The sequence below is a fragment of the Microbacterium sp. NPDC058062 genome (assembly GCF_042885375.1).
In the GTDB taxonomy this organism is placed as follows: Bacteria; Actinomycetota; Actinomycetes; order Actinomycetales; family Microbacteriaceae; genus Microbacterium; species Microbacterium trichothecenolyticum_C.
In genome coordinates, this window is the sequence record NZ_JBHVSC010000002.1 from 786,271 (window position 1) to 809,882 (window position 23,612).

Genomic DNA, 23,612 nt, shown 5'->3' on the forward strand with positions numbered 1-23,612 from the left:
ATGACGCTGCGCAAGACTGCCACCCCGCCGATGGGCTGGAACAGCTGGGACTCGTACGGCACGACCGTGACCGAGGCCGAGGTGCTGGCGAATGCCGAGTTCATGGCCGCACACCTGCTCCCGCACGGGTGGGACACGATCGTCGTCGACATCGACTGGGCGGACCCCACCGCCCGGTCGCACGGCTACAACGAGTCCGCCCCGCTCGTGATCGACGGGTTCGGGCGCGTCCAGCCGGACCCGGTGCGCTTCCCTTCGGCGGCGGGCGGTGCGGGCTTCGGGCCGCTCGCCGATCGCATCCACGAGCTGGGGCTGAAGTTCGGCATCCACATCATGCGCGGCATCCCGCGGATCGCGGTCGATCGCGACCTGCCGGTACTGGGCGTCGAGGCGACCGCGGCGGGCATCGCTGATCCGCGCAACGTCTGCGAGTGGAACCCGCACTACGTCGGTCTCGACCACAGCACGCCCGGTGCGGCGGCCTACTACCACTCGATCGCCGACCAGTACGCGCAGTGGGGCGTCGACTTCATCAAGGCCGACGACATGCTGTGGCCGTACCAGGCCGCCGAGATCGAGGCCCTCTCGACCGCGATCGAGACCGCGCCGCGCGAGATCGCCCTGTCGCTGTCGCCCGGCCGCGACCTGTCGGCCGCCCATCTCGAGCATCTTCGCGCGCACGCCACGATGTGGCGCATCTGCGACGATCTGTGGGACCGGTGGGACGACGTCGAAGCCAACTTCGCGCGACTGGCCCGCTGGGCTCCTTTCGCCGGACCCGAGGGCTGGCCCGACGCCGACATGCTGCCGCTCGGCCGCATCGGCATCCGCGCCGAACGCGGCGAGGCTCGCGAGGGCGCGCTCACACTCGCCGAGCGCCGGACCCTCGTCACACTGTGGGTCATGGCGCGCTCCCCGCTCATGATCGGCGGCGATCTGCCGACGAGCGCGCTCGAGACGATCGCGCTCTTCCAGAACGACGGCGTGCTCGAGATCCTCCGGGACTCCACAGGCAACCGCGAGCTGCTGCGCGAGCGGGACCTCGTGATCTGGGCCGCCGAGCGCGGCGACACGCGCTGGGTCGCCGTCTTCAACACCGCCGACGAGGCGCGCGAGGTGCCGTTCGACACCCGCTCCCTCGGACTCGGGGCCGCGCCGGCCGTCGTCGTGGACGTGTGGGAAGCAGGATCCGTCCCGGTCGAAGCCGTGCACGAGCAGTCCGATGCCGCGCGCAGCGTCGCACCCGGCAGCTCGGTCGTACGGGTCTCGCTCGAGCCCCACGGGTGTGTGCTCTTGCGCGCCTGACCAGACGGTGTTCGGATGCTGCTGGGAAAGCGCTTGCGCCGCATCCGATCCCGTGTCACACTATTGGAAAGCGTTTACCCGCTCTCCGGTCCCGACCGTGAAGCCGGGTACCCACAGCCTTCAGAGCAGAAAGCAGGACCCCATGACTGACACGACTCTCGCCCCGGCCTCGGCCGAGGCATCCGTCCGTCCCGCCGTGCGTGAGATCGGCATTATCATGAACGGCGTCTCGGGCCGCATGGGCTACCGCCAGCACCTGGTGCGCTCGATCCTCGCGATCCGCGAGCAGGGCGGCATCGAGCTGCCCGACGGCACCAAGGTCACCGTGAAGCCGCTCCTCGTCGGCCGCAGCGAGGCCAAGCTCGCCGAGCTCGCCGCGAAGCACGGCATCGAGGACTACACGACCGACCTCGACGCCGCCCTCGCCGACCCGCGCTGGGAGATCTACGCCGACTTCCTCGTCACCAAGGCCCGCGCGTCGGCGCTGCGCAAGGCGATCGCCGCCGGCAAGACGATCTACACCGAGAAGCCCACGGCCGAGACGGTCGACGAGGCCCTCGAGCTCGCGAAGCTCGCACAGGAGGCCGGCGTCAAGACCGGCGTCGTGCACGACAAGCTGTACCTCCCGGGCCTGCAGAAGCTCAAGCGCCTCATCGACTCGGGCTTCTTCGGCCGCATCCTCTCGGTGCGCGGCGAGTTCGGCTACTGGGTCTTCGAGGGCGACTGGCAGCCCGCCCAGCGTCCGTCGTGGAACTACCGCGCCGAGGACGGCGGCGGCATCATCGTCGACATGTTCCCGCACTGGAACTACGTGCTCGAGAACCTGTTCGGCGAGGTCAAGACCGTCTACGCGCAGGCCGCCGTTCACATCGCGGACCGCTGGGACGAGAACGGCGAGCACTACACCGCCACCGCCGAGGACGCCGCCTATGGCATCTTCGAGCTCGAGGGCGACATCGTCGCGCAGATCAACTCGTCGTGGACCGTGCGCGTGAACCGCGACGAGCTCGTCGAGTTCCACGTCGACGGTACGCACGGCTCGGCCGTCGTGGGCCTGTTCGGCGCCAAGATCCAGCACCGCAACGCCACGCCGAAGCCGGTGTGGAACCCCGACCTGGCCGACGGCCACGACTACGACGCCGACTGGGCCGAGGTTCCCACGAACGACGTCTTCCAGAACGGCTTCCGCCAGCAGTGGGAGGAGTTCCTCGTCTCGTACGTCGAGGGCACGGAGTACGAGTTCGACCTCCTGTCGGGCGCGCGCGGCGTGCTGCTCGCCGAGGCCGGCCTGCAGTCGAGCCGCGAGGGCCGCAAGGTCGAGCTGCCCACACTCTCGCTGGACTGATCGGACGACGGATGCCGAAGCTCACACTTCTCTCCGACGCCGGGGCCTTCTCCGCCGTCGAGCTGAACGAGTCCCCGGGCTATGCCAAGCCCGAGGGCCCGCTCCAGAGCCGCGTGGCGTACGCCGCCGCGCACGTCGTGCCGAAGACCTGGGCCGACAACACCCCGGGTCAGCCGGCCGAGGTCGACTGGGACGCGACGCTGGACTTCCGCCGCGCGGTGTACTCGTGGGGTCTGGGCGTCGCCGACGCCATGGACACCGCCCAGCGCAACATGGGCCTCGACGCCGCCGCGACGCGCGACCTCATCGCACGCTCCGCGCAGGTCGCCCGTGAGGAGGGGGGCTCGGTCGTGGTCGGGGTCAACACCGATCACGTCGAGGCCGAGCGCATCTCGCTCCAGGAGATCATCGACGCCTACAAGCAGCAGCTCCACTTCACCGAGGAGCAGGGCGCCGGTCCCGTCCTGATGGCATCGCGCCACCTGGCGCGCGTCGCCGAGTCGGCCGACGACTACCGCCACGTCTACCGCGAGGTGCTGCAGTCCGCGACCGTGCCGGTGGTGCTCCACTGGCTCGGCACCGCGTTCGACCCGTCGCTCGAGGGCTACTTCGGCTCACCGGACTGGCGCGAGGCCTCGGCGGTGCTCCTCGAGATCATCGAGGAGAACGTCGACAAGGTCGCGGGCGTGAAGATGAGCCTGCTCGACGCCGCCTCCGAGGTGTCGGTGCGCGAGCGTCTGCCCGAGGGTGTGCGCATGTTCACCGGCGACGACTTCAACTACGTCGGCCTCATCGGCGGCCAGGACGTGCCCGACGCGACGCAGCCGGAGCGCAACCCCGAGAGCCCGCGTCAGCACTCCGACGCCCTCCTCGGCGCGTTCGCGGCGATCACGCCGGTCGCGTCGGCCGCGATCCAGGCGCTCGACGCCGGCGATCCCGCCCGGTACCTCGAGATCCTCGGCCCGACCGAGGAGCTCAGCCGCCAGGTGTTCGCCGCGCCGACGTTCTACTACAAGACGGGCGTCGCGTTCCTGTCGTGGCTGAACGGCCACCAGCCGGCGTTCCAGATGGTCGGCGGGCTGCACTCGGCGCGGAGCCTTCCGCACCTGTCGCGCATCGTCGAGCTCGCGAACTCGTCGCTCGCCCTCGAGCGCCCCGAGCTCGCGGCGATCCGCTGGCACGGGATGCTGCGCCACAACGGCATCGATGTCCCCGGGGTGATCGCGTGAGCGCGGCCACCGCCACCGCCTTCCGAGTGTGGTCGCCTGCTGGCGCGTCGGCGACCACGCTCGGAGCACGACCGAAGGAGGGCCGTGCATGAACGCCCCCGACCCCCGCCTGTCGATCAACCAGGCCACCATCAAGTACGCCGACCTCGCGACGGCCCTGCGCGTCACCGCCGAGGCGGGCGTGCAGGCGATCGGCCTGTGGCGCGAGCCTGTGCAGGAGGTCGGCCTTGCCACCGCGGCCTCGATGCTGACCGACTCGGGCCTGCGCTTCACGACGCACTGCCGCTCGGGCTTCTTCACGATGCCCGAAGGCCCCGCACGGCGCGCGTCGATCGACGACAACCGTGTCGCGATCGAAGAGGCGGCGACGCTGGCCGCCGCCGGCGCTGAGGGCTCGACCGCGATCCTCGTGCTCGTCGCCGGCGGGCTGCCGGAGGGCTCCCGCGACCTGGTGGGCGCGCGCGAGCGCGTGCGCGACGCCATCGGCGAGCTGGCACCGGATGCTGCGGCCGCGGGCGTCACGCTCGCCATCGAGCCGCTGCATCCGATGTACGCCTCCGACCGCTGCGTCGTCTCGACGCTCGGGCAGGCGCTCGACATCGCCGCGGACTTCGACCCCGCCGTCGTCGGCGCCACCGTCGACACGTTCCACATCTGGTGGGACCCCGACGTGCTGGCCTCGATCGAGCGTGCGGGCCGCGAGGGCCGGATCGCGACCTACCAGGTGTGCGACTGGAAGACGCCGCTCGCCGCGGACCCGCTGCTCAGCCGCCACTACCCGGGCGACGGCGTCATCGACTTCGCGTCGCTGACCGATGCCGTCGAGGCGACCGGCTACGACCGCGACATCGAGGTCGAGATCTTCAACGAGGAGATCTGGGCCACCGACCCGCTCGTCGCCGTGCAGCGCACGGCCGCCGGGTTCGCAGCATCCGTCTCGCCCTCCCTCCGCGCCCGCGTCGCGAGCTGACGACGCGTCCGCGAGCTCAGAAGCGCTCGCGGGGCACGCCGATCCACCGGCGTCCCCGCGGGCGCTTCGTCGTTGCGCGCCCGGCGCGGGGCATGTCGCCGCTCAACTGGGGAAAAAGCTGAGGGAAATCGCTTCCCAATCTATCGCCGGAACCGGACACAGGCTCTAGACTCTGGCCTGTGAGCGACATCATCGCGCCTACCCGAGGCGCCGCCACCCTTCACGATGTCGCGCGCGAGGCCGGGGTCTCGCTCGCGACCGCGTCACGGGTGCTCAACGGCTCGACGCGAAAGGTGGCCGAGAGCTACCGCGAGCGCGTCGAGACCGCCGCCGAGAAGCTCGGCTACACGGCCAATCTCTCCGCCCAGGCGACCGCGCGAGGCACCGCCGCCATCGTCGCGCTCCTGGTCGCCGACATCGCCGACCCCTATTTCGGTCAACTCGCCTCCGGCGTCGCGCGCGGCGCCGACGAGGCCGGCCTCGTCGTCACGATCGCGATCACCGAGCGCGATCCGCAGCGGGAGGTCAAGCTGGTGCGGGCCCTGCGCGGACAACGACCGCGCGGCCTGATCCTCGCGGCCTCCCGCGTCGAAGGCCCCGATGCCGCCGGGCTCCAGGGCGAGCTCGAGGCGTTCTCGAACATGGGCGGGCGCGTCGTCGTCGTCGGCCCCGGCGGCGGCACGGCGCGTTCGGTCGCGGTCGACAACCACGGCGGCGCGGCGGCGCTCGGCGCGGAGCTCGCGGGCCTCGGCTATCGCGACGCGATCGTGCTCGCGGCCTCCGAGGGCATCCGTACGTCCGACGACCGCGTCGACGGGTTCACCGAGGGGTTCACCGCCGCCGGCGGCAACGTCCGCGAGGTGCGCCGCGCCGGCTTCACGCGCGACGCCGGCTACGCGGCCGCATCGGAGCTGCTCGAGGGCGACGTGCCCGCGGGCACCCTGATCTTCGGCATCAGCGACGTCGTCGCGATCGGCATCATGTCGGCCGTGCGCGACGCCGGACGCCAGGTCGGGGCCGACATCGCGGTCGCAGGATTCGACGACATCGCCACGGGGCGCGACATCCGTCCCGGCCTCACGACCGTGCGCGTGCCCCTCGAGGACCTCGGCTACCGCGCGCTGCACGCCGCCACCGACCCGGAGTGGGATGCGGCCGAGCCGCAGCTCCCGCTCGAGGTGATCGTGCGGGGCAGCACGCCGCCGCGCAGCTGACAGGCGCGGGGGTCACCGCCGGCGGCCGTATGGCCGGGTGAGGAAACGTTTCCGGGTAGGCTGAGCGCGCCGAGACCCAGGGAGACACGGATGCCTCGACCGCCCCGCGCCGATCGCTCGACGCGCGTCACCATCGCCGACGTCGCCGCCCGGGCGGGGGTGTCGCTGTCGACGGTGTCCCGCGCGCTCAACGGCAACCCCACCGTCGATCCGGCGCTGGCCGAACGCGTGAAAGCTGCCGCTGCCGAGCTCGACTACACCGCGAGCCCGGTCGCGCGCAGCCTCGTGCTGGGACGCACGCAGACCGTCGCGGTGGTCGTGCCCGACCTCGGCAACCCGACGTTCCAGGCGATCCTGCGAGGACTCAGCCACGCCGCCGCGGCCGACGACTACCACGTGCTCGTCGCCGACTCGGCGGAGTCCGTCGAAGAGGAGCGCGTGCTCGCGGGCACGACCCGGCGTCGCACCGACGGCGTGATCCTCTGCGCGCCGCGCCTGCCGCAGGACGAGCTCGACCGGCTCGTCGGCGGCCTGCGGCCGGTCGTGCTCATCAATCGCGCCGCGGGGGACGTGCCGCACGTGCGCGCCGACTACCGCACGGCGCTGGCCGCCGAGCTCGCCCACCTCCACGGGCTCGGGCACCGGCGCATCGTCTTCCTCGCCGGCGCCCCGGGCAGCGTCGCCAACACCGCGCGCCTCGAGGCCATCGCGTCGTTCGTCGCCGAGCACCCCGACACGCACGTCACCGAGATCCCGTGCGGCGTCGACTTCGAGGCGGGTGCCGCCGCAGGCGCCGCGGTGCTGGCATCAGGGGCGACGGCTGCGCTCGCCTTCAACGACCTCGTCGCGATGGGCCTCCTGAGCGCCGTTCAGGCGAGCGGATGCCGCGTACCCGGGGACCTCTCCATCGTGGGGTTCGACGACATCCCGTTCGCCCGGTACACGACTCCCCCGCTGACGACGGCAGCCGTGCCCGCGGCCGAGCTCGGCGTGCAGGCCTGGGCGCGCATGCGCGAGCTGCTCGAGGGCGCGGAGCCGGGGCATCCGCTCACCGTCCTTCCCGAGCTGACCGTGCGCGGCACGACCGGCCCCGCCCCCGGCTGACCGGCAGGCTCGGGTCCCCCGGCGACCCCGCGGCTCCGGCGTTCAGGTGGCACGACACGCCGCATCGGTCGAGCGAAACGGCGTGTTGAGCCACCCGAAGCCTGAGCCCGGCCTAGGCCCCGGCGTTCAGGTGGCACGACACGCCGCATCGGTCGCGCGAAACGGCGTATTGCGCCACCCGGGGCCGGGGGCCCGGCCGGGATGTGTGGCCCTGTTGCGGGTGTGATCACGGCGGGACAATGATCGCAAATGGACCCCGCCGTGCTGGAGCTGGAGATCGGGCCCGGACCCGAGCCGGGCTCGTACGTCGCGCGCGTGCTGCGATCGGTCGGCGGGGGTGAACCGAGCGAACCCTTCCGCCTCGACCTCGACGAGCTCGTGGACCGCCGGCCGCTGCTCGAGGCGAGCGTGCTGGCGTCGGCGGTGTCGGCACGCCGCGTGATGTCGGACGCCGAAGCCGTGCTGCAGGACGTCGGCCGGCGGCTGTTCGAATCGGCCTTCACGGGGAGCGTGGGCACCGCCTATCGCACGAGCATCGCCGTCGCGTCGGAGCGCGGCATGAGCGTGCAGGTCTCGCTGCGCCTCACCGCTCCAGGACTCGCCGCACTGCCGTGGGAGGCGCTCTACGACGCCGACACCGAGCGCTACCTGTGCCGCAAAGAGCCGCTCGTGCGGAACGTGCCCGCGGCGCACACGCCGATCCTTCAGATCGCACCCCCGCTGCGCGTGCTCGGCATGATCTCGTCGCCGCGCGGCCTTCCGATGCTGGATGTGGAGCTCGAGCGCTCGCGGCTCGAGGAAGCCCTCGGACCGCACATCGCCGACGGGCGCGTCGAGCTGAGCTGGCTGAATGACCTCACGTGGGACGGGCTGCACGCGAAGCTGCTCGAGGGGGCGTGGCACGTGCTGCACTTCATCGGCCACGGCGCCTACGACACCGCGAGCGACGAGGGCGTGCTGGCCTTCGTGGGTCGCGACGGCCGGGCGGACTACGTCACGGCGTCGGCGCTCGCGGACCTCTTGGACGAAGCCGAGCCGACGCCGCGACTGGTGGTGCTGAACTCGTGCCAGTCCGGCGCCGGCGGACCGACCGACCTGTTCTCGGGCACGGCGGCGGCGCTCGCGCACAGCGGCATACACGCCGTGGCCGCCATGCAGTTCTCGATCAGCGATGATGCCGCGCTCGCCTTCTCGCGGGGCTTCTACACCGCGCTGGCCAACAACCGTGGCATCGACGAGGCCGTGCGCAGCGGCCGAATCGGCATCCTCGGCGCCGGTCGGGGCACCCTCGAGTGGGTCACGCCCGTGCTGTACCTGCGGGGGGACGCTCACCTGTTCGACCTTGCGCCGGTCTCGGCGGATCATGTACGGCCGCCTCCCCCGCCCGCCGGTGTTGGCATGACGGATGCGGCCGCGCCCGCGCTCGCCCGAACCGCGGCGCGGGCGGGTGCGTCGCCGGCGGGTGCCGCGCCGGCGGATGCCGCGCCGGCGGATGCCGCGCCGGCGGAGCCCGGCCGCTCCGGCACGCCGTCTCCGCGACCGCCGCGGAGGCGGCGGTGGGCGATCCTGGGGGCGGTGGTCGCCCTTGCCGTGGTGGGCATCGGCGTGGCCGCGGCTCTCGGCCTGTATCTCCTGGGTCGGGATGGCGGCGGCTCAGGCGACCAAGGGAGCACGGCCGAGCTCGCGGTCCCCCTCGACGTGGACTGGGTGGACGTCGGCCTGTACTGCACGCTCGGCGACGAGTTCGTGATCGAGGTGAGCGGACGCGGATGGCTCGACAAGACGGCCGCCTCGCAGATCGGCCCTGAGGGCCTGACGTCCGACGAGAGCACAGCGACGCGCGTCATCCCCGACGCCGGCACCGGATCGGTCATCGGCAAGCTGGACACGACGCCGGAGATCTTCGCCGTCGGGACCGGAACGACCTATCCGTGTCCGGCCCAGGGCGGTCTTCTGCTCGGCATCAACGACACGGACCTGGCGGACAACAGCGGCGAGTTCGGGGCCTTCGTCACGCTGAATCAGTAGGGAGGGCGGGCATGGGAACGAACCTGGTGGAGTTCCCGCTGGGCGATGGCGGATCGGTGGTCATCGCTGCGGGCGGACCGAACAGCGGTCAGGACCCCTCCGGGCCGGTCTTGCGCGGCCGCGTCTCGGAGGCGGTGGTCACCCAGGCGAGCGAGTCGTTCGAAACCGTGGTGCAGCGGGTGCAGCCCGCCGCGACCGCCGTGCTCGATGCGATCCGCTCGGGCCCCCACCCGCCGAGCGAAGTCACCATCGAGTTCGGGATCGAGATGTCGGCCGACCTCGGCGCGGTGATCGCCTCCACGGCGGTGCAGGCCAACTTCAAGGTGACCATCACCTGGCAGCGCGATACATCCCATTGATCCATCCGTGCGTACGCGACCGTGCCGGGCGAGCGCTTTCCCCCGCATGCCGTGGTATTCTGAGAAAACGTTTCCTGAAGGAGTGAGATGAGCCACCGCAGGTATGCCCTCGTCGGCGCGGGACACCGCGCCCAGATGTACGTCGACGCGATCATCGGACGCTACTCCGACGACGCCGCTCTGGTCGCGATCTGCGAGCCGAACCCGGTGCGCGCGCAGTACTACGTCGACCGTGTCGTCGAGGCCGGCTTCGCCGCTCCCGCGGTCTACGGGCCCGACGACCTCGAGACGATGGTCCGCGAGCAGCAGGTGGACCGCGTCGTGATCTGCGCCCGCGACGACCTGCACGCCCCGCTCATCGTGCGGGCGCTCGATGCCGGCGCCGACGTCGTCGTCGAGAAGCCGCTCACCATCGACGGGCCCTCCGCCGCGGCCATCGAGGACGCCATCGACCGCACCGGCCGGCAGGTCGTCATCACCTTCAACTACCGCTACTCGCCCCGCAACTCCGCGCTGCGTCAGGTCATCCAGGACGGCACGATCGGCGAGGTCACCTCGGTGGACTTCTCGTGGGTGCTCGACACCAAGCACGGCGCGGACTACTTCCGCCGCTGGCACCGCGAGAAGGAGCACTCGGGCGGCCTGCTGGTGCACAAGGCCAGCCACCACTTCGACCTCGTGAACTGGTGGATCCGCTCCGTCCCGCGCCGCGTCTACGCGTCGGGTGCGCTGCGGTTCTACGGCGCCGACAACGCCGCCGCCCGCGGCCTCGGCGACCGTCCCGCCCGCGGCACCCACGACGGCGGCGACGCCTTCGAGCTCGACCTGCGCGACGACGAGCGCCTCAAGGCGCTGTACCTCGACGCCGAGCAGCACGACGGATACCTCCGCGACCGCGACGTCTTCGGCGAGGGCATCACCATCGAGGACAACCTCGCCCTCGTGGTCGACTACGCCTCCGGCGCCACCCTGTCGTACTCGCTCAACGCCCACTCGCCGTGGGAGGGCTACCGGGTCGCGGTCAACGGCACCCTCGGCCGCGCCGAGCTCGAGGTCGTCGAGCGCGGCGCCGTGCTCGCCGACGAGGGCCTGCACCCGGTGCTCGACCCGTCGGCCAGCGACGCCGGCACCACCGGGTCCCTCCGCCCCGAGGGTGAGCGGCTCATCGTGCAGCGCCACTGGGAGGCGGCCTACGAAGTGCCGCTCGAGGGCAACAGCGACGGCCACGGCGGCGGCGACGCGCTGCTGCTCGCCGACGTGTTCGAGGGCCCCGGCGACGACCCGCTCGCCCGCCCCGCCGACTGGCGCGACGGTGTCCGCTCCATCGCGGTCGGCATCGCCGGCAACCGCTCCCTCGAGACCGGCCTCCCCGTTCAGGTCGCCGACCTCGGCATCCGCTTCCTCGCGAGCGACGCGGCGCGCGCCGAGGCCATCCGGTCATGACGCGCATCGCCGTCACCGGCGGCGCGGGGCGCCTCGGTCGCAGCCTCGTCGCGGGACTCGCCGCAGCCGGGCACGAGCTGGTCTCGCTCGACCGCGCGGTGTCCGAAGCGGGTGAGCTGCAGGGCCTCGAGCAGATCGCCGTGGATCTGACGGACACGGATGCCGCGACCCGCGCGATCGCCGACACCCGGGCCGACGCGCTCATCCACCTCGCCGCGATCGCCGTGCCGTTCAGCGCGCCCGAGGACGTCATCCTCCGCACGAACGCGACGATGGCGCTCAACGTCATGTCAGCCGGTGTCGCCGCGGGCATCCCGAAGATCGTGACGGCGTCGAGCCCCACCGTCCTCGGGTACAACTCGCCCACGGGCTGGCTGCCGGATCGGTTCCCCCTCGACGAGCAGACGACGCCGAAGCCGTGGAACGCGTACGCGCTGTCGAAGCACCTCGCCGAGCAGACGATCGCGATGCTCGCCCGCCAGACCGGCGATGCCACGCGCTTCGCGGCGTTCCGGCCGTGCTATGTCATCGCCCCCGAGGAGTGGCAGGGCGCACTCACGCAGCAGGGCCACACGGTGCGTGAACGTCTCGCCGACCCTGCGCTGTCGGCGCCGGCGCTCTTCAACTACGTCGACGCGCGCGATGTCGCGACCTTCGTCGACACCCTCCTGGTCGCCCTCCCCGAGATCCCGAACGCCGAGGTGTTCTTCGTCGGCGCCGACGACGCGCTCGCCCGCCGCCCGCTCGCCGAGCTGCTGCCGCAGTTCGTGCCCGGCACCGACGACCTCGCGGCTGAGCTCACCGGCACGGCGCCCGCGTTCTCGAACGCGAAGGCCCGGCGCGTGCTGGGCTGGCGCCCGGCCCACACGTGGCGCGGCGAGCTCGGCGAGCCCGCCCCAGCCGCCGGCCCCGCGAACGCGATCGGCTTCGACTCCGCCCCCACCACCGACTCCGCCCGAAAGGACGTGCTGGCGTGAACTTCGACGGCATCCTCTTCTTCCCCGTCACCCCGTTCGACGCCGACGGCCGCGTCGACGAGGGTCTGCTGCGGCAGCACCTCGAGACGACCCTCGCGCACTCCCCCGGCGGCGTCTTCCCCGCGTGCGGCACCGGCGAGTTCCACGCGCTGTCGACCGACGAGGCGACGCGCGTCGTGCAGATCGCGACCGAGACCGTGGCGGGCCGCGTGCCGGTCGTCGCCGGCACCGGCGGTCCGCTCGGCCACGCGACGACCCTCGCGCGTGCCGCCGCCGACGCCGGAGCCGACGCACTGCTCGTGCTGCCGCCGTACCTCGTCGGCGGTCCGCAGGCGGGACTCGTCGCCTATGTCGAGGCGGTGGCGGCGGCATCCGATCTTCCCGTCGTCATCTACCACCGCGGCAACGCGCAGTACTCGGTCGACTCGGTGCGCCGCCTGGCGCAGAACCCCAAGGTCGTGGGCTTCAAGGACGGCGTCGGCGATGTCGGCCTCGCGCAGCAGATCGTTCGCGCGGTCGCGGCCGAGGGGCGCGAGGACTTCGCGTTCTTCAACGGCCTGCTCACCGCGGAGCTCACGCAGGGCGCGTACCGCGGCATCGGCATCCCGCTGTACTCGTCGGCGGCGTTCGCCATGATCCCCGAGGTCGCGAACGCGTACTACCGCGCGTACGTCGACGGCGACGAGGCGCGCCGCGCCGAACTGCTCGACGGCTTCTACTCGCCGCTCGTCGCGCTGCGCGACGAGACCCCGGGCTTCGGCGTCTCGCTCATCAAGACCGGCCTGCGCCTGGGCGGCCTGCCCGTCGGGTCGGTGCGCGCACCGCTCGTCGACCCGACGCCAGCGCAGGAGGCCCGCCTGGCCGAGATCCTCGAGGCGGGGCGAGCGCTGCTGTGACCTCCGCCTCGCCCTCGGCGACCCCGCCCCGCACCACGATCGCCTCGTTCGACGCGCGCCTCGTGCGCGTGCCGCTGACGCGGCCCTGGGCGGCCGACGTGACCTCGATCGGCGTCGTGGCCACCCACGTCGTGCGCTCCGACGGCGCCGAGGGCTGGGGCTTCTCGTGGACGCCGCAGATCGGCGTCGAGGCCGTGCACGCGCTGCTCGCGCACGACATCGCCGCGTGGGCGATCGGGCGCTCGGCCGAGCCGGGCGAAGGATGGCTGCCACTCTGGGAGCACCTGCACGAGGCCGGCGGCGGCGGGATCACGACCATCGCGATGGCCGGGCTCGATCTCGCCCTGTGGGATGCCGCGGCGCGCGCGGACCAGAAGTCGGTCGCGCGGTGGCTCGGTCCGCAGCGCGAGAGCGTGCGCACGTACGGATCGGGCGTGAACCTGCACTACTCGACCGAGGAGCTGGTGGCCCAGGTGCGCCGCTGGGTCGACGCGGGCTTCGACGCCGTGAAGGTGAAGGTCGGGAAGCCCGACGTCGCGGAAGACCTCGACCGCATGAAGGCCGTGCGCGAGGTTCTCGGGCCCGGCCGGCAGCTCATGATCGACGCGAACCAGCGGTGGGACCTCGATCGCGCGACGAGTTCCCTCGAGGTGCTCGCGGAGGTCTCGCCGGCCTGGATCGAGGAGCCGCTCCGCGCCGACGACCTGTACGGCCACTACGAGCTGTCGAAGCGGCTGGCGGCATCGAGCGCCATCCCGATCGCGGTCGGCGAGAACCTGCACAACGTCTACCGGTTCGACGACTTCCTCCGCACCGGCGCCGCGCAGATCGTGCAGCCGAACATCGTCCGCGTCGGCGGCATCACCCCGTTCCTCGGGATCGCGGCCATCGCGGGCGTCTACGGAGCCGCCGTGCACCCGCACCTGCTGCCCGAACTCTCCGGCCAGCTCGCCCTGTGCCTCCGCTCGGTGCCCGGAGTTCCCGAGCCCATGGCGGAGGATGTGGAGGATGCCGGTTTCGGCGCCCTCGGCGCGCTCCGCGACCCGTCGCCCGTGCGCATCGCCGACGGCACCCTCACCGAGGTCCCGCACGCGGGCCTCGGCCTCCGTTTCTCCTGACATCGACCACCCGGGAAGGTTCGGCACATGACCACCACGACCACCACCAGCGCGACCGAACTCGACGCCCTCGCGCGGGCCGCCGCCGCTGCGGCACCGATCTGGCGGGCGACGGATGCTGCGACCCGGGCCTCGTGGCTGCGCGCCGCCGCCGACGCGCTCGACGCGAACATCGACGAGCTCGTCGAGATCGCCGACGAGGAGACCCGCCTGGGCGCGACGCGTCTGCGCGGCGAGGTCGGACGCACCACCGGGCAGCTGCGCCTGTTCGCGACCGTCGTCGAGGAGGGCTCGTACCTGGAGCTCACGGTCGACGACGCCGACCCGGCGGCGACCCCGCCCCGCCCCGAGCTGCGCCGCATGCTGACCGGTGTCGGCCCCGTCGCGGTCTTCTCGGCGTCGAACTTCCCGTTCGCCTTCTCGGTCGCCGGCGGCGACACCGCCTCGGCCCTCGCGGCCGGCAACCCGGTCATCGTGAAGGCGCACTCGGGCCACCCCCGCCTGTCGGAGCGCACGGCGGCCATCGTCGCCGCCGCCCTCGTCGAGGCCGGCGCGCCCGAGGGCTCCCTCGCGCTCGTCGAAGGCCGCGAGGCGGGCAACGCGCTGGTGCAGCATCCGTCCATCCAGGCCGCGGGCTTCACCGGCTCGCTCGGCGGCGGGCGCGCCCTGTTCGACCTGGCATCGGGGCGTCCCGACCCGATCCCGTTCTACGGGGAGCTCGGCTCGGTGAACCCCGTCGTCATCACGCCGGCCGCCGTCGCGGCGCGCGGCGAGGCCCTCGCACAGGGCCTCGTCGGCTCGTTCACGCTCGGTGTCGGCCAGTTCTGCACCAAGCCCGGCGTCGTGTTCGTGCCTTCGGGTGAGGGGTTCGAGGACCTCGTCGCGGGCTTCGCGACCGGCGCCACGGGCGGCCCGCTCCTCACGGACCGCATCACCGCGGCGTTCCCGTCGGGCATCGAGCACCTCGAGGCCGACCCGTCGGTGTCGGTGGTCGCCCAGGGGCTTCCGGCCGAGCCGGGGTCGGCGCAGCCGATCGTGCTGTCGACGGATGCCGCGGCCGTCGCCGCGCGCCCCGAGACACTGCTCGAGGAGTGCTTCGGCCCCGTGACGCTGCTCGTGCGCTACTCCTCAGACGAGGAGCTGCACGCCGCGCTCGAGGCCGTGCCGGGCTCGCTCACCGCCACGCTGCACTCCGAGTCCGGCGACGACGTCGCGGCGGTGCTCGAGGTGCTCACCCGCAAGGCCGGGCGTGTGCTCTTCGCGGGCTGGCCGACCGGTGTCGCCGTGACCTGGTCGCAGCACCACGGCGGCCCGTGGCCCGCGACGACGTCGCTGCACACCTCGGTCGGCGCGACCGCGATCCGCCGGTTCCTCCGGCCCGTCGTGTTCCAGGACGCCCCCGAGGCGCTGCTGCCCGAGGTGCTCCGGGACGCCGCGCTCGCGACGCTCCCGCACCGCCGCAACGGCGTGCTCCACACCGGCCGCTGACGCGGTTCCGGGGCCCGGGTTCTGCGCCGGGCCTGGGACGTTTCGTCTCGCTCGTTCCTCGCTCGCTCAACGACCGGCGCCTTGGCCCGGTCGTTGAGCGGAGGGCGCTCTGGCGCCCGCAGACGAAACGCCTCGAGTGTTCGAGCATGCTCGAGCCCGGGGTCAGCGGGGCGCGAGCTCGCGGGCCAGCTGCGCGCCGGCCTCCTCGAGCCACCGCGCGGTCTCGGCCATCGCGGCCTCGCCCGAGCCCGCGAGCGCGGTGAGCGACGCCGTGGCCGCGAAGCCCGAGGTGTCGGCATCCGCCGCGATGCGGCCCGCCACCAGGGCGACCGGCACGCCCGCCGCCGCGGCGACCGCGCCGACGTGGGCGGGCACCTTGCCCGCCGCGGACTGGCCGTCGTACGACCCTTCGCCCGTGACGACGACGGATGCCTCGGCCACCGCCGCATCCAATCCCACCAGCTCCGCGACCGCCGCCGAACCGGGCACGAGGCGCGCGCCCCACGCGAGCAGGCCGAATCCCGTGCCACCCGCCGCGCCGGCGCCCGGAGTCTCGGGGTCGGCATCGACCAGCTGCGCGAGCCGCGCGAGCCCGGCGTCGAGCACCGCGATGTCGTCCGGCCGCGCGCCCTTCTGCGGGCCGAACACCGCCGCCGCTCCGCGGGGTCCGAGGAGTGGGTTCGTCACATCGCTGAGCACCGTCACCCCGCCGGGCGGGAGCGGCGCCAGCGCGGACAGGTCGGCCGCCGCCACGGAGCCGAGACCGCGCGCGCCGGCGAGGACGGGCCGGCCCGCAGCATCCGCGAATCGCGCTCCGAGCGCGGCGAGCATTCCGGTGCCGCCGTCCGTCGACGAGCTGGAGCCGATGCCGAGCACGAGTCGCGAGACGCCGTGCGCGAGGGCGTCGGCGATCGCCTCGCCGAAGCCGCGCGTGTGCGCGTCGAAGGCGCGCAGGCGCGGCGGGGTGCCGAGCAGCTCGATGCCGCTCGTGTTCGCGAGCTCCACGACCGCGGTGCCCCGCGGTGCGTCCGGGGTGGGCGGCAGCAGCACCCACGACGCCGCGACGGGCTCGTCCTCGGGTCCGGTCACCGTCACCGGCACGCGCTCCGCGCCGGGGACCGCGGCCGCGAAGGCGTCGACGGTGCCCTCGCCGCCGTCGGCCATCGGCATGAGCCGCAGGTCGCTGTCGGTGCGCTCACGGCGCCACCCGGCGGCGAGCGCCTCGGTGGCGGCGGCCGCGCCGATCGTTCCCTTGTACGAATCGGGGGCGATCACGACGGTGTGGGCCATGGCGTCATTCTCCTCGGGCGTGCACGGTGTTGTCGTTTCCGGCCGACACCGATGCGGGAAAGCGTTATCCTGCAGATCATGGTATCCATGGAGCGACCGGAAGCCGAGTCCACCCCACGCCGCGCGGTGATCGCCACCGGAACCGGCCGGTACGCCGACCCGTGGCATCCCTTCCCCGCGACCTCCTCTCGCGTCGCCGACGCGCTGCGCGCGGACGGCTGGGACGTCACGGTCGACGACGATGTCGACCACGCGCTCTCGAGCCTCGACGGGTTCGATCTGCTCGTCGTCAACGCCGGCGACCCGCGGCGGGAGGGCGCGACCGAGCTGGGGCACCGCGCCGACCCCGCGGCGGACGCCGGCCTCCGCTCCGCGATCGACCGGGGCATCGGGCTCATCGCCGTGCACGCCGCGCTCTCGAGCCTGCGCGACCACCCCGCCTGGCGCGAGGCCATCGGCGGCGAATGGCAGCCCGGAGTCTCGTGGCATCCCCCGATCGGCGACGCGCGGGTGCGGGTCGTCGACGGCGGTCACCCCGTGAGCGGAGGGATGCCGCACCTCGACGTGTTCGACGAGCGCTACAGCGACCTCGTGGTCGACGACGACGCGCGCGTGCTCGCGGTGCACGACGTCGACGGCGCCGAGCACGCCGCCGTGTGGGTGCGGGAGACGCCGACCCGTGCCGTCGTGTGCTCGCTCGGACACGACGAGCGCTCCTACGACACCCCCGGACACATCGAACTGCTACAGCGCGCGGCGCGCTGGGCCGCGCGGGTCTGAGGCTCGACACCGGTGCACAGAATCGGAGTTCCCACGCGACACGCCGGATGATGGATGCCGCGACCCGGCGTGTCTGCCCGAACCTCCGATTCTGTGCACGCCGAGCGCCCGGCCGACGCCGGATTCGAGGCATCCGTCCGACGGGGCAGAATGGAGGCGGCGCCGCTCGGCGCATCCGCCCCCACCTGGATCCGGAGTGACATGTCCTGGCTCGTGACCGGAGGCGCCGGCTACATCGGCGCCCACATCGTCCGTGCGCTCGCAGATGCGGGCCTGAACTCCGTCGTGATCGACGACCTCTCGAGCGGGCACGCGTCGTTCGTGCCGGAAGGCGTGCCGTTCGTGCAGGGCTCCATCCTCGACGGAGAGCTCGTCGAGCGCACTCTGCGCGAGCACGAGGTCGTGGGCGTCATCCACCTCGCCGGCTTCAAGTACGCCGGCGTCTCGGTGCAGCGTCCGCTGCACACCTACGCGCAGAACGTCGAGGGCACGCGTGTGCTCCTCGCCGCCATGCAGGCCGCGGGTGTCGCGAACCTGGTCTTCTCGTCGTCGGCCGCGGTCTACGGTACCCCCGACGTCCCGCTCGTCACCGAAGACCTTCCCAAGCGCCCGGCCTCGCCCTACGGCGAGTCGAAGCTCATCGGCGAGTGGATCATCCGCGACCAGGCGATCGCGACGGCCGCGTCGGAGCACGCCCTCCGCTACACCGCGCTGCGCTACTTCAACGTCGTCGGCTCGGGCGACCCGTCGGTGTACGACACCAGCCCGCACAACCTCTTCCCGCTCGTGTTCGAGGCGCTGCTCGCGGGAAAGACGCCCCGCATCAACGGCGACGACTACGACACCCCCGACGGCACGAACGTGCGCGACTACGTGCACGTCGCCGACATCGCGGCGGCCCACGTCGCCGCCGCCCAGCGCCTGCTCGCGAACCGGCCGATCGAGCCCGCGTACAACCTCGGCTCGCAGAACGGCCTGAGCGTCCGCGAGATCATGAACGCGATGGCCCGCGTCACCGGCATCGACTTCACGCCCGAGATCGCCCCTCGCCGGCCCGGCGACCCCGACCGCATCGTCGCCACCGGCGAGCTCGCGGCCCGCGACCTGGACTGGAAGAACCGCTACAGCGTCGACGAGATGGTCCGCACCGGCTGGGAGGCCCGCCAGGCCGCGCGCTGAGGCATCCACCCTGACGGGTGATTCCGGCGACTCGCCAGGAACCCTCGTGCCGGGGGCAGTTCTTGGCGACTCGCCGAAAGTCCGCGTCCCTGGCGCAGTTCTCGGCGACTCGCCAGGAGTCCGCGTCCCCGGCGCAGTTCTTGGCGACTCGCCAGAATGGGCAGCACCGTCGACCGCGAGCGTGTCTCGGCGAGTCGCCAAGAATCCAGGCGAAACCCGCAGAGTCTGGCGACTCGCCAAAACCGGGACGGGCGCTGACACCCGACCCCTGCGTCAGCGGGCGGGCGCGGTGCTCTCGCGTACGACGAGGCGCGTAGGCACGGTCTCGAACGCGGCCGGCGCGCCCGCCTCGATCCCGTCGACGAGTGCCGCCACCGCGCGCGAGCCGAGGGCGTCGAAGTCCTGCCGCACCGTCGTGAGGGGCGGTCGGTAGTCGGCGGCATCCGCCACGTCGTCGAAGCCGACCACGCTCACGTCTTCCGGCACCGCACGCCCCGACTCGGCCACCGCGCGCAGCACGCCCAGCGCCATCTGATCGTTGGCGGCGAAGACGGCGGTCGCGCCGGATTCGAGAAGAACGGATGCTGCCGCGAAACCCGACGCGGACGTCCAATCTCCGCGCACCACAGGCGGCACAGGGGCGCCGGTCGCCGACAGCGCCTCGCGCCAGCCGCGTTCGCGCTCCGCGGCGGCGAAGGAGCCTTCGGGGCCGGCGAGGTGGTGGACGGTCGCGTGCCCGAGCGACAGCAGGTGCTTCACCGCGAGGCGGGCACCGCCCGCGTGGTCGGTCTCGACCACGCCGAACCGGTCGTCGCGCGGCGAGTCGACGACCACCAGTCGGAGCCCGGCGGCGCCGACATCGGCTCCGCGGACGCGGGCCGTCGCCTCGTTCAGCACGATCGCCCCGTCGACGCCCTGCTCTGCGAGCCGCTCGAAGGCCGCAGCGACTGGGCCCACGCGCCCGGAGGCTCCGCTCGACGCGCCAGCGGCGAGTGGAGGGGGCGTGGGGACGCCGTCGGCGCCGAGCGTCACCACCGTGAGCGCGTAGCCGCGGGTGGCCGCAGCATCCGCCACCGCCTGCAGCATGCGGGAGTTGCCCACCGAGGCGAGCGTCGACACCACGAGCCCGATGGTCTGCGTGCGGCCGGTGCGGAGGGCCCGCGCGGCACGGTGCGGGCGGTAGCCGAGCTCCGTCATCGCCGCTTCGACGCGCGCCCGGGTCTCGGGGTCGACACGGGGGCTCGCGTTCACCACGCGCGACACGGTCTGGCCCGAGACCCCCGCGCGCTCCGCGACGTCCGCCATCGACACGCGCCTGGCCGTCATGCCCCACCCCGATCTGCAGGATGCCGTCGGCGTCACGCCGGGGATGCAGCATCCGTGTTGACGATAACATAGCCGATTTGCTACCGTGTTGACGTGAACATGCCTCAGGACGACACCGTCGTGTCCGCCCAGGACCTTCCCGCCGAGACGCTCGGCGCGGGCGTGGTGAAGCGCCCGACCCGCCTTGCCGACGGGCGCGAGCTGATCTACTACGACGACCCCGAGACGACGCTCGGCCCCGACCGTGCGGTCGACGCGCGCGACCTCGCGCCGCGACCCGAGACCGCGACGATGCGCCGCGACGTGCTCACCGGGGACTGGGTGTCGGTCGCGGCGGCCCGCCAGAACCGGGCGTTCCTGCCGCCGGCGCACCTCGACCCGCTGTCTCCGCAGACGCCGACCAACCCGTCCGAGATCCCGTCGCTCTACGACGTGGCCGTGTTCGAGAACAAGTCGCCGTCGTTCGGACCCGCGCTCGCCGTCGCCCACGGCGATGCTCCCGCGGGCATCGATGCGCCCCGCGACCTCGACGACCTCATCGCGCCCGGTCTCGGCCGCACCCGCACGAGCGTGGGCCGCTGCGAGGTCGTGTGCTTCAGCCCCGAGCACTCGGGCTCGTTCGGCTCGCTGTCTGCGACCCGCGCTCGCACCGTGATCGAAGCGTGGGCCGACCGCACCGCCGCGCTCTCGGCGCTGCCGGGGATCGAGCAGGTCTTCCCGTTCGAGAACCGCGGCGAGGCGATCGGCGTCACGCTCCCCCACCCGCACGGGCAGATCTACGCGTACCCGTACATCACCCCGCGCACGACGAGCCTGCTCGCCTCGATCGACCGCGAGGGGCCCGACCTGTTCTCCCGCATCCTCGAGTTCGAGCGCGCCGGCGACCGCGTGATCCTCGAGGGCGAGCACTGGACGGCGTTCGTGCCCTTCGCCGCGCGCTGGCCGATCGAGATCCACCTGCTCCCGCACCGCCACGTCGCCGACTTCGCCGAGACGACGGATGCCGAGCGCGACGAGCTCGCCCCGCTCTACCTGCGGCTGCTCCGCGGCGTCGACGCGCTCTACGACACCCCCACCCCGTACATCGCCGCCTGGCACCAGGCGCCGGTGCACCGCGGCCGCGACACCGCGCGCCTGCACCTGCAGCTGACCTCGCCGCGCCGCGCGGCCGACAAGCTGAAGTTCCTCGCCGGATCCGAGGCCGCCATGGGCGCCTGGATCGGCGACGTCCCGCCCGAGACGGCCGCTGCGAAGCTGCGCGACGCCGTCGCATCCATCCCCGAGGAGACCCTGTGACCGCCACCGACATCCGCACCGCCGCCATCGCGCGCGCCCTCTTCGCCGCCCGCTTCGGCGCCGACGCCGTCGGCACGTGGTCCGCACCCGGACGGGTGAACCTCATCGGCGAGCACACCGACTACAACGACGGCTTCGTGCTGCCGTTCGCTATCCAGCACCGCACCCACGTCGCCCTCGCTCCGCGGGCCGATGGCGTCTTCCGCGTGCGCGTCGCGTCGACCTTCGACGACGCGACCGTCGAGGTCGCCCTCGACGACCTCGACGCGCTCTTCCCCGCGCAGCGTGACGACGTCCCCGAGTGGGCCCGCTACCCCTTGGGCGTCGCATGGGCGCTGCTCGCGGCATCCGGAACCGATCCGCAGGCCGTCGCCGGCGTCGACCTGGCCTTCGCGTCGGACGTGCCGGTGGGCGCGGGCCTGTCGTCGTCCGCGGCGATCGAGGGGGCGACCGCCGTCGCCCTCGCCGACACGTGGGGCATCGACCTGGATCGCGTCGCGCTGGCGAAGGTCGGCCGCCGCGCCGAGAACGAGGCCGTGGGCGCGCCTACGGGGATCATGGACCAGATGGCGTCGCTCCTCGGCCGCGCCGACTCCGCCATCTTCCTGGACTGCCGCTCGCTCGACGCGCAGGTGATCGACCTCGGATTCGCGGACGCCGGCCTCGAGCTCGTCGTCATCGACACCGGCGTGAAGCACTCCCACGCGACCGGCGGCTACGGCGAACGCCGCGCCGCCTGCGAGCGCGGTGCGACCGCCCTCGGCGTGCCCGCGCTGCGCGACGTGAGCGTCGACGACCTCCCGCGACTCGCTGAACTGGTCGACGACGTCACCTACCGTCGTGTCCGCCACGTCGTCACCGAGAACCAGCGCGTGCTCGACACCGTGCGCACGCTCCGCGAGCAGGGGCCGACTGCGATCGGCGACCTCCTCGTCGCGTCGCACGCCTCGATGCGCGATGACTTCGAGATCTCGGTCCCCGAGCTCGACACGGCGGTCGAGGCGGCGCTTGCGGCGGGTGCTGTCGGCGCCCGCATGACCGGCGGCGGCTTCGGCGGCGCCGCGATCGCGCTGGTCGCCCACGACAAGGTCCAGGCCGTGACGGATGCCGCCACCGCCGCCTTCGCAGCCGCCGGCTTCGCCGCCCCCACGATCTTCACGGTGACTCCGTCGGCGGGCGCCGCGCGCGACTGAGCTCGCCGCCTCTCGCAGAGGGTGGATCTCCGCGCGCTCGACGCGGAGATCCACCCTCTCGCAGTTTCCGGGCCGAGGGATCAGGGGAGAGCGGGCAGCGCCTCGAACTGCCGGAGCACCAGAGTGAGCACCTCCTCCGTCGTGCCGTCGTCCCACTCGGTGGTGGTCGAGCCGGCGACGGTCACCCACGCCTTGATGTGGCTGAGCGCTGCGAGTCCCGTGAACTCGGGGCAGACCGCTTCGCCGGATTCCGCCGCGATCCACGCGGTCGTCGCGTAGCCCTCCCACGTCGACTGCTGGGCGTCGTCGACGAGGATCAGGGCGCTGCACGGCCCCGTGTTCTCATCGAACTGCTGCACCTCGCCGTACACCACGTAGGTCTGGCCCTGTGCGGCCACCGGGTCGGCGACGATCGCGGCGAAGCCGGCGTCATCGAGCGCGGCGAAGTCCGTGGCTGCCGCAGGCGCGGGAGCCACGGGTTCGTCATCTTCCTCTGCGGCCGCGGGCGCCTCCTCCCGGACAGCGTCGCTCGGCGCCTCATCCTCCATCGCGAGGGAGTAGCTCTGCCAGAACGCCTCGCTGAAAGCCTGCGGCTGCAGGGCGATGATGACGACGATCGTGGTCGTGACGAGAGACGTAAGAAAACCCCACCCGCCCAGAGCGATCCCCGGGATCGCGAGGGCCTTGCGCTGGCGTCGCCGAAGCGCGGCGATCCCGAACCCGATCGCGAGCGCTCCGAGAATGAGTCCGACGATCGGAACCCATCCGAGCACGAAGGCGACGACGCCGAGGATGAGCGCGACGAGGGCGAGGTTCTTCGCGGGCGGCGGCGCGGCCGGGCTGATCGCTCCGGGAGGCATCGCGGTGGATGCGGGCGCGGATCCGACCGGCTCCGCGAGCGGTGCGGTGGACGAGGGAAGGGGCGGCACGGGCGTCTCGAGGGGCTCGGGCGCCCCTCCGTCGACGTGCTCGGACGTAGTGGACATCCCGCCAGTATCGGATGTCGCGGACACCGATATCCGGTTATCCACAGGGCGGGGTGCCGACGTTCATCCCGCGGCGGCAGCTGCTC

20 protein-coding genes are annotated in these 23,612 nt (G+C 72.8%); 17 read left to right on the forward strand and 3 right to left on the reverse strand.

Annotated elements, in window-relative coordinates:
- The 13 genes from ACFVSU_RS08360 (at window position 1) to ACFVSU_RS08420 (ending at window position 15,476) form a co-directional block, all read left to right on the forward strand.
- Window positions 1–1,305, forward strand: coding sequence for an alpha-galactosidase (locus ACFVSU_RS08360; RefSeq protein ID WP_387140745.1), 1,305 nt, complete (start codon window positions 1–3; stop codon window positions 1,303–1,305).
- 142 nt (window positions 1,306–1,447) lie between these two features.
- Window positions 1,448–2,650, forward strand: coding sequence for a Gfo/Idh/MocA family protein (locus tag ACFVSU_RS08365; RefSeq protein ID WP_387140748.1), 1,203 nt, complete (start codon window positions 1,448–1,450; stop codon window positions 2,648–2,650).
- Window positions 2,651–2,661: 11 nt separating this feature from the next.
- A complete protein-coding gene (locus ACFVSU_RS08370; RefSeq protein WP_387140751.1) occupies window positions 2,662–3,879 on the forward strand; it encodes a dihydrodipicolinate synthase family protein in 1,218 nt (405 codons plus the stop codon).
- Between the two features lie 88 nt (window positions 3,880–3,967).
- Complete coding sequence (locus ACFVSU_RS08375) at window positions 3,968–4,849, forward strand: sugar phosphate isomerase/epimerase family protein (RefSeq protein ID WP_387140754.1); 882 nt, start codon at window positions 3,968–3,970, stop codon at window positions 4,847–4,849.
- 179 nt (window positions 4,850–5,028) lie between these two features.
- Window positions 5,029–6,063, forward strand: a complete 1,035-nt coding sequence (locus tag ACFVSU_RS08380) for a LacI family DNA-binding transcriptional regulator (protein ID WP_387140757.1) — start codon at window positions 5,029–5,031, stop codon at window positions 6,061–6,063.
- A gap of 90 nt (window positions 6,064–6,153) precedes the next feature.
- Window positions 6,154–7,167, forward strand: coding sequence for a LacI family DNA-binding transcriptional regulator (locus tag ACFVSU_RS08385; RefSeq protein WP_387140760.1), 1,014 nt, complete (start codon window positions 6,154–6,156; stop codon window positions 7,165–7,167).
- A 249-nt stretch (window positions 7,168–7,416) separates the two neighbouring features.
- A complete protein-coding gene (locus ACFVSU_RS08390) occupies window positions 7,417–9,195 on the forward strand; it encodes a CHAT domain-containing protein (RefSeq protein WP_387140763.1) in 1,779 nt (592 codons plus the stop codon).
- A gap of 11 nt (window positions 9,196–9,206) precedes the next feature.
- On the forward strand, window positions 9,207–9,554 hold the full coding sequence (locus ACFVSU_RS08395; protein ID WP_387140766.1) for a CU044_2847 family protein: 348 nt from the start codon (window positions 9,207–9,209) through the stop codon (window positions 9,552–9,554).
- 87 nt (window positions 9,555–9,641) lie between these two features.
- Complete coding sequence (locus tag ACFVSU_RS08400) at window positions 9,642–10,997, forward strand: Gfo/Idh/MocA family protein (protein WP_387140769.1); 1,356 nt, start codon at window positions 9,642–9,644, stop codon at window positions 10,995–10,997.
- Window positions 10,994–11,974: an NAD-dependent epimerase/dehydratase family protein gene (locus ACFVSU_RS08405; RefSeq protein ID WP_387140772.1), complete on the forward strand. Its 981-nt coding sequence runs from the start codon at window positions 10,994–10,996 to the stop codon at window positions 11,972–11,974. Before ACFVSU_RS08400 ends, ACFVSU_RS08405 begins: the two co-directional genes overlap by 4 nt.
- Window positions 11,971–12,870, forward strand: a complete 900-nt coding sequence (locus tag ACFVSU_RS08410) for a 5-dehydro-4-deoxyglucarate dehydratase (protein ID WP_387140775.1) — start codon at window positions 11,971–11,973, stop codon at window positions 12,868–12,870. The genes ACFVSU_RS08405 and ACFVSU_RS08410 overlap by 4 nt, the downstream gene beginning before the upstream one ends.
- Complete coding sequence (locus ACFVSU_RS08415; protein ID WP_387140779.1) at window positions 12,867–13,988, forward strand: mandelate racemase/muconate lactonizing enzyme family protein; 1,122 nt, start codon at window positions 12,867–12,869, stop codon at window positions 13,986–13,988. The genes ACFVSU_RS08410 and ACFVSU_RS08415 overlap by 4 nt, the downstream gene beginning before the upstream one ends.
- A gap of 27 nt (window positions 13,989–14,015) precedes the next feature.
- Window positions 14,016–15,476, forward strand: a complete 1,461-nt coding sequence (locus ACFVSU_RS08420) for an aldehyde dehydrogenase (NADP(+)) (protein WP_387140782.1) — start codon at window positions 14,016–14,018, stop codon at window positions 15,474–15,476.
- Between the two features lie 162 nt (window positions 15,477–15,638).
- Here ACFVSU_RS08420 and ACFVSU_RS08425 read toward each other — a convergent pair whose 3' ends face one another.
- Complete coding sequence (locus ACFVSU_RS08425) at window positions 15,639–16,766, reverse strand: glycerate kinase (protein ID WP_387140785.1); 1,128 nt, start codon at window positions 16,764–16,766, stop codon at window positions 15,639–15,641.
- 87 nt (window positions 16,767–16,853) lie between these two features.
- Between ACFVSU_RS08425 and ACFVSU_RS08430 the strand changes: the two genes are divergently transcribed.
- Window positions 16,854–17,546 (forward strand): ThuA domain-containing protein, encoded by a 693-nt coding sequence (locus ACFVSU_RS08430; protein ID WP_387140788.1) that lies wholly within the window; start codon window positions 16,854–16,856, stop codon window positions 17,544–17,546.
- Between the two features lie 201 nt (window positions 17,547–17,747).
- Window positions 17,748–18,725, forward strand: coding sequence for a UDP-glucose 4-epimerase GalE (galE, locus tag ACFVSU_RS08435; RefSeq protein WP_387140791.1), 978 nt, complete (start codon window positions 17,748–17,750; stop codon window positions 18,723–18,725).
- Window positions 18,726–18,998: 273 nt separating this feature from the next.
- On the opposite strand, the gene ACFVSU_RS08440 is transcribed toward galE, so the two are convergent.
- Window positions 18,999–20,051, reverse strand: a complete 1,053-nt coding sequence (locus tag ACFVSU_RS08440) for a LacI family DNA-binding transcriptional regulator (RefSeq protein WP_387140794.1) — start codon at window positions 20,049–20,051, stop codon at window positions 18,999–19,001.
- A gap of 99 nt (window positions 20,052–20,150) precedes the next feature.
- Between ACFVSU_RS08440 and galT the strand changes: the two genes are divergently transcribed.
- Both galT and galK read left to right on the forward strand, forming a co-directional pair.
- Entirely contained in the window at window positions 20,151–21,347 is a 1,197-nt protein-coding gene (gene galT / locus ACFVSU_RS08445; protein ID WP_387141307.1) for a galactose-1-phosphate uridylyltransferase, read from the forward strand.
- Entirely contained in the window at window positions 21,344–22,540 is a 1,197-nt protein-coding gene (gene galK / locus ACFVSU_RS08450) for a galactokinase (protein WP_387140797.1), read from the forward strand. The genes galT and galK overlap by 4 nt, the downstream gene beginning before the upstream one ends.
- A gap of 80 nt (window positions 22,541–22,620) precedes the next feature.
- On the opposite strand, the gene ACFVSU_RS08455 is transcribed toward galK, so the two are convergent.
- A complete protein-coding gene (locus ACFVSU_RS08455; RefSeq protein ID WP_387140800.1) occupies window positions 22,621–23,526 on the reverse strand; it encodes a DUF4190 domain-containing protein in 906 nt (301 codons plus the stop codon).
- Window positions 23,527–23,612: the final 86 nt, after the last annotated feature.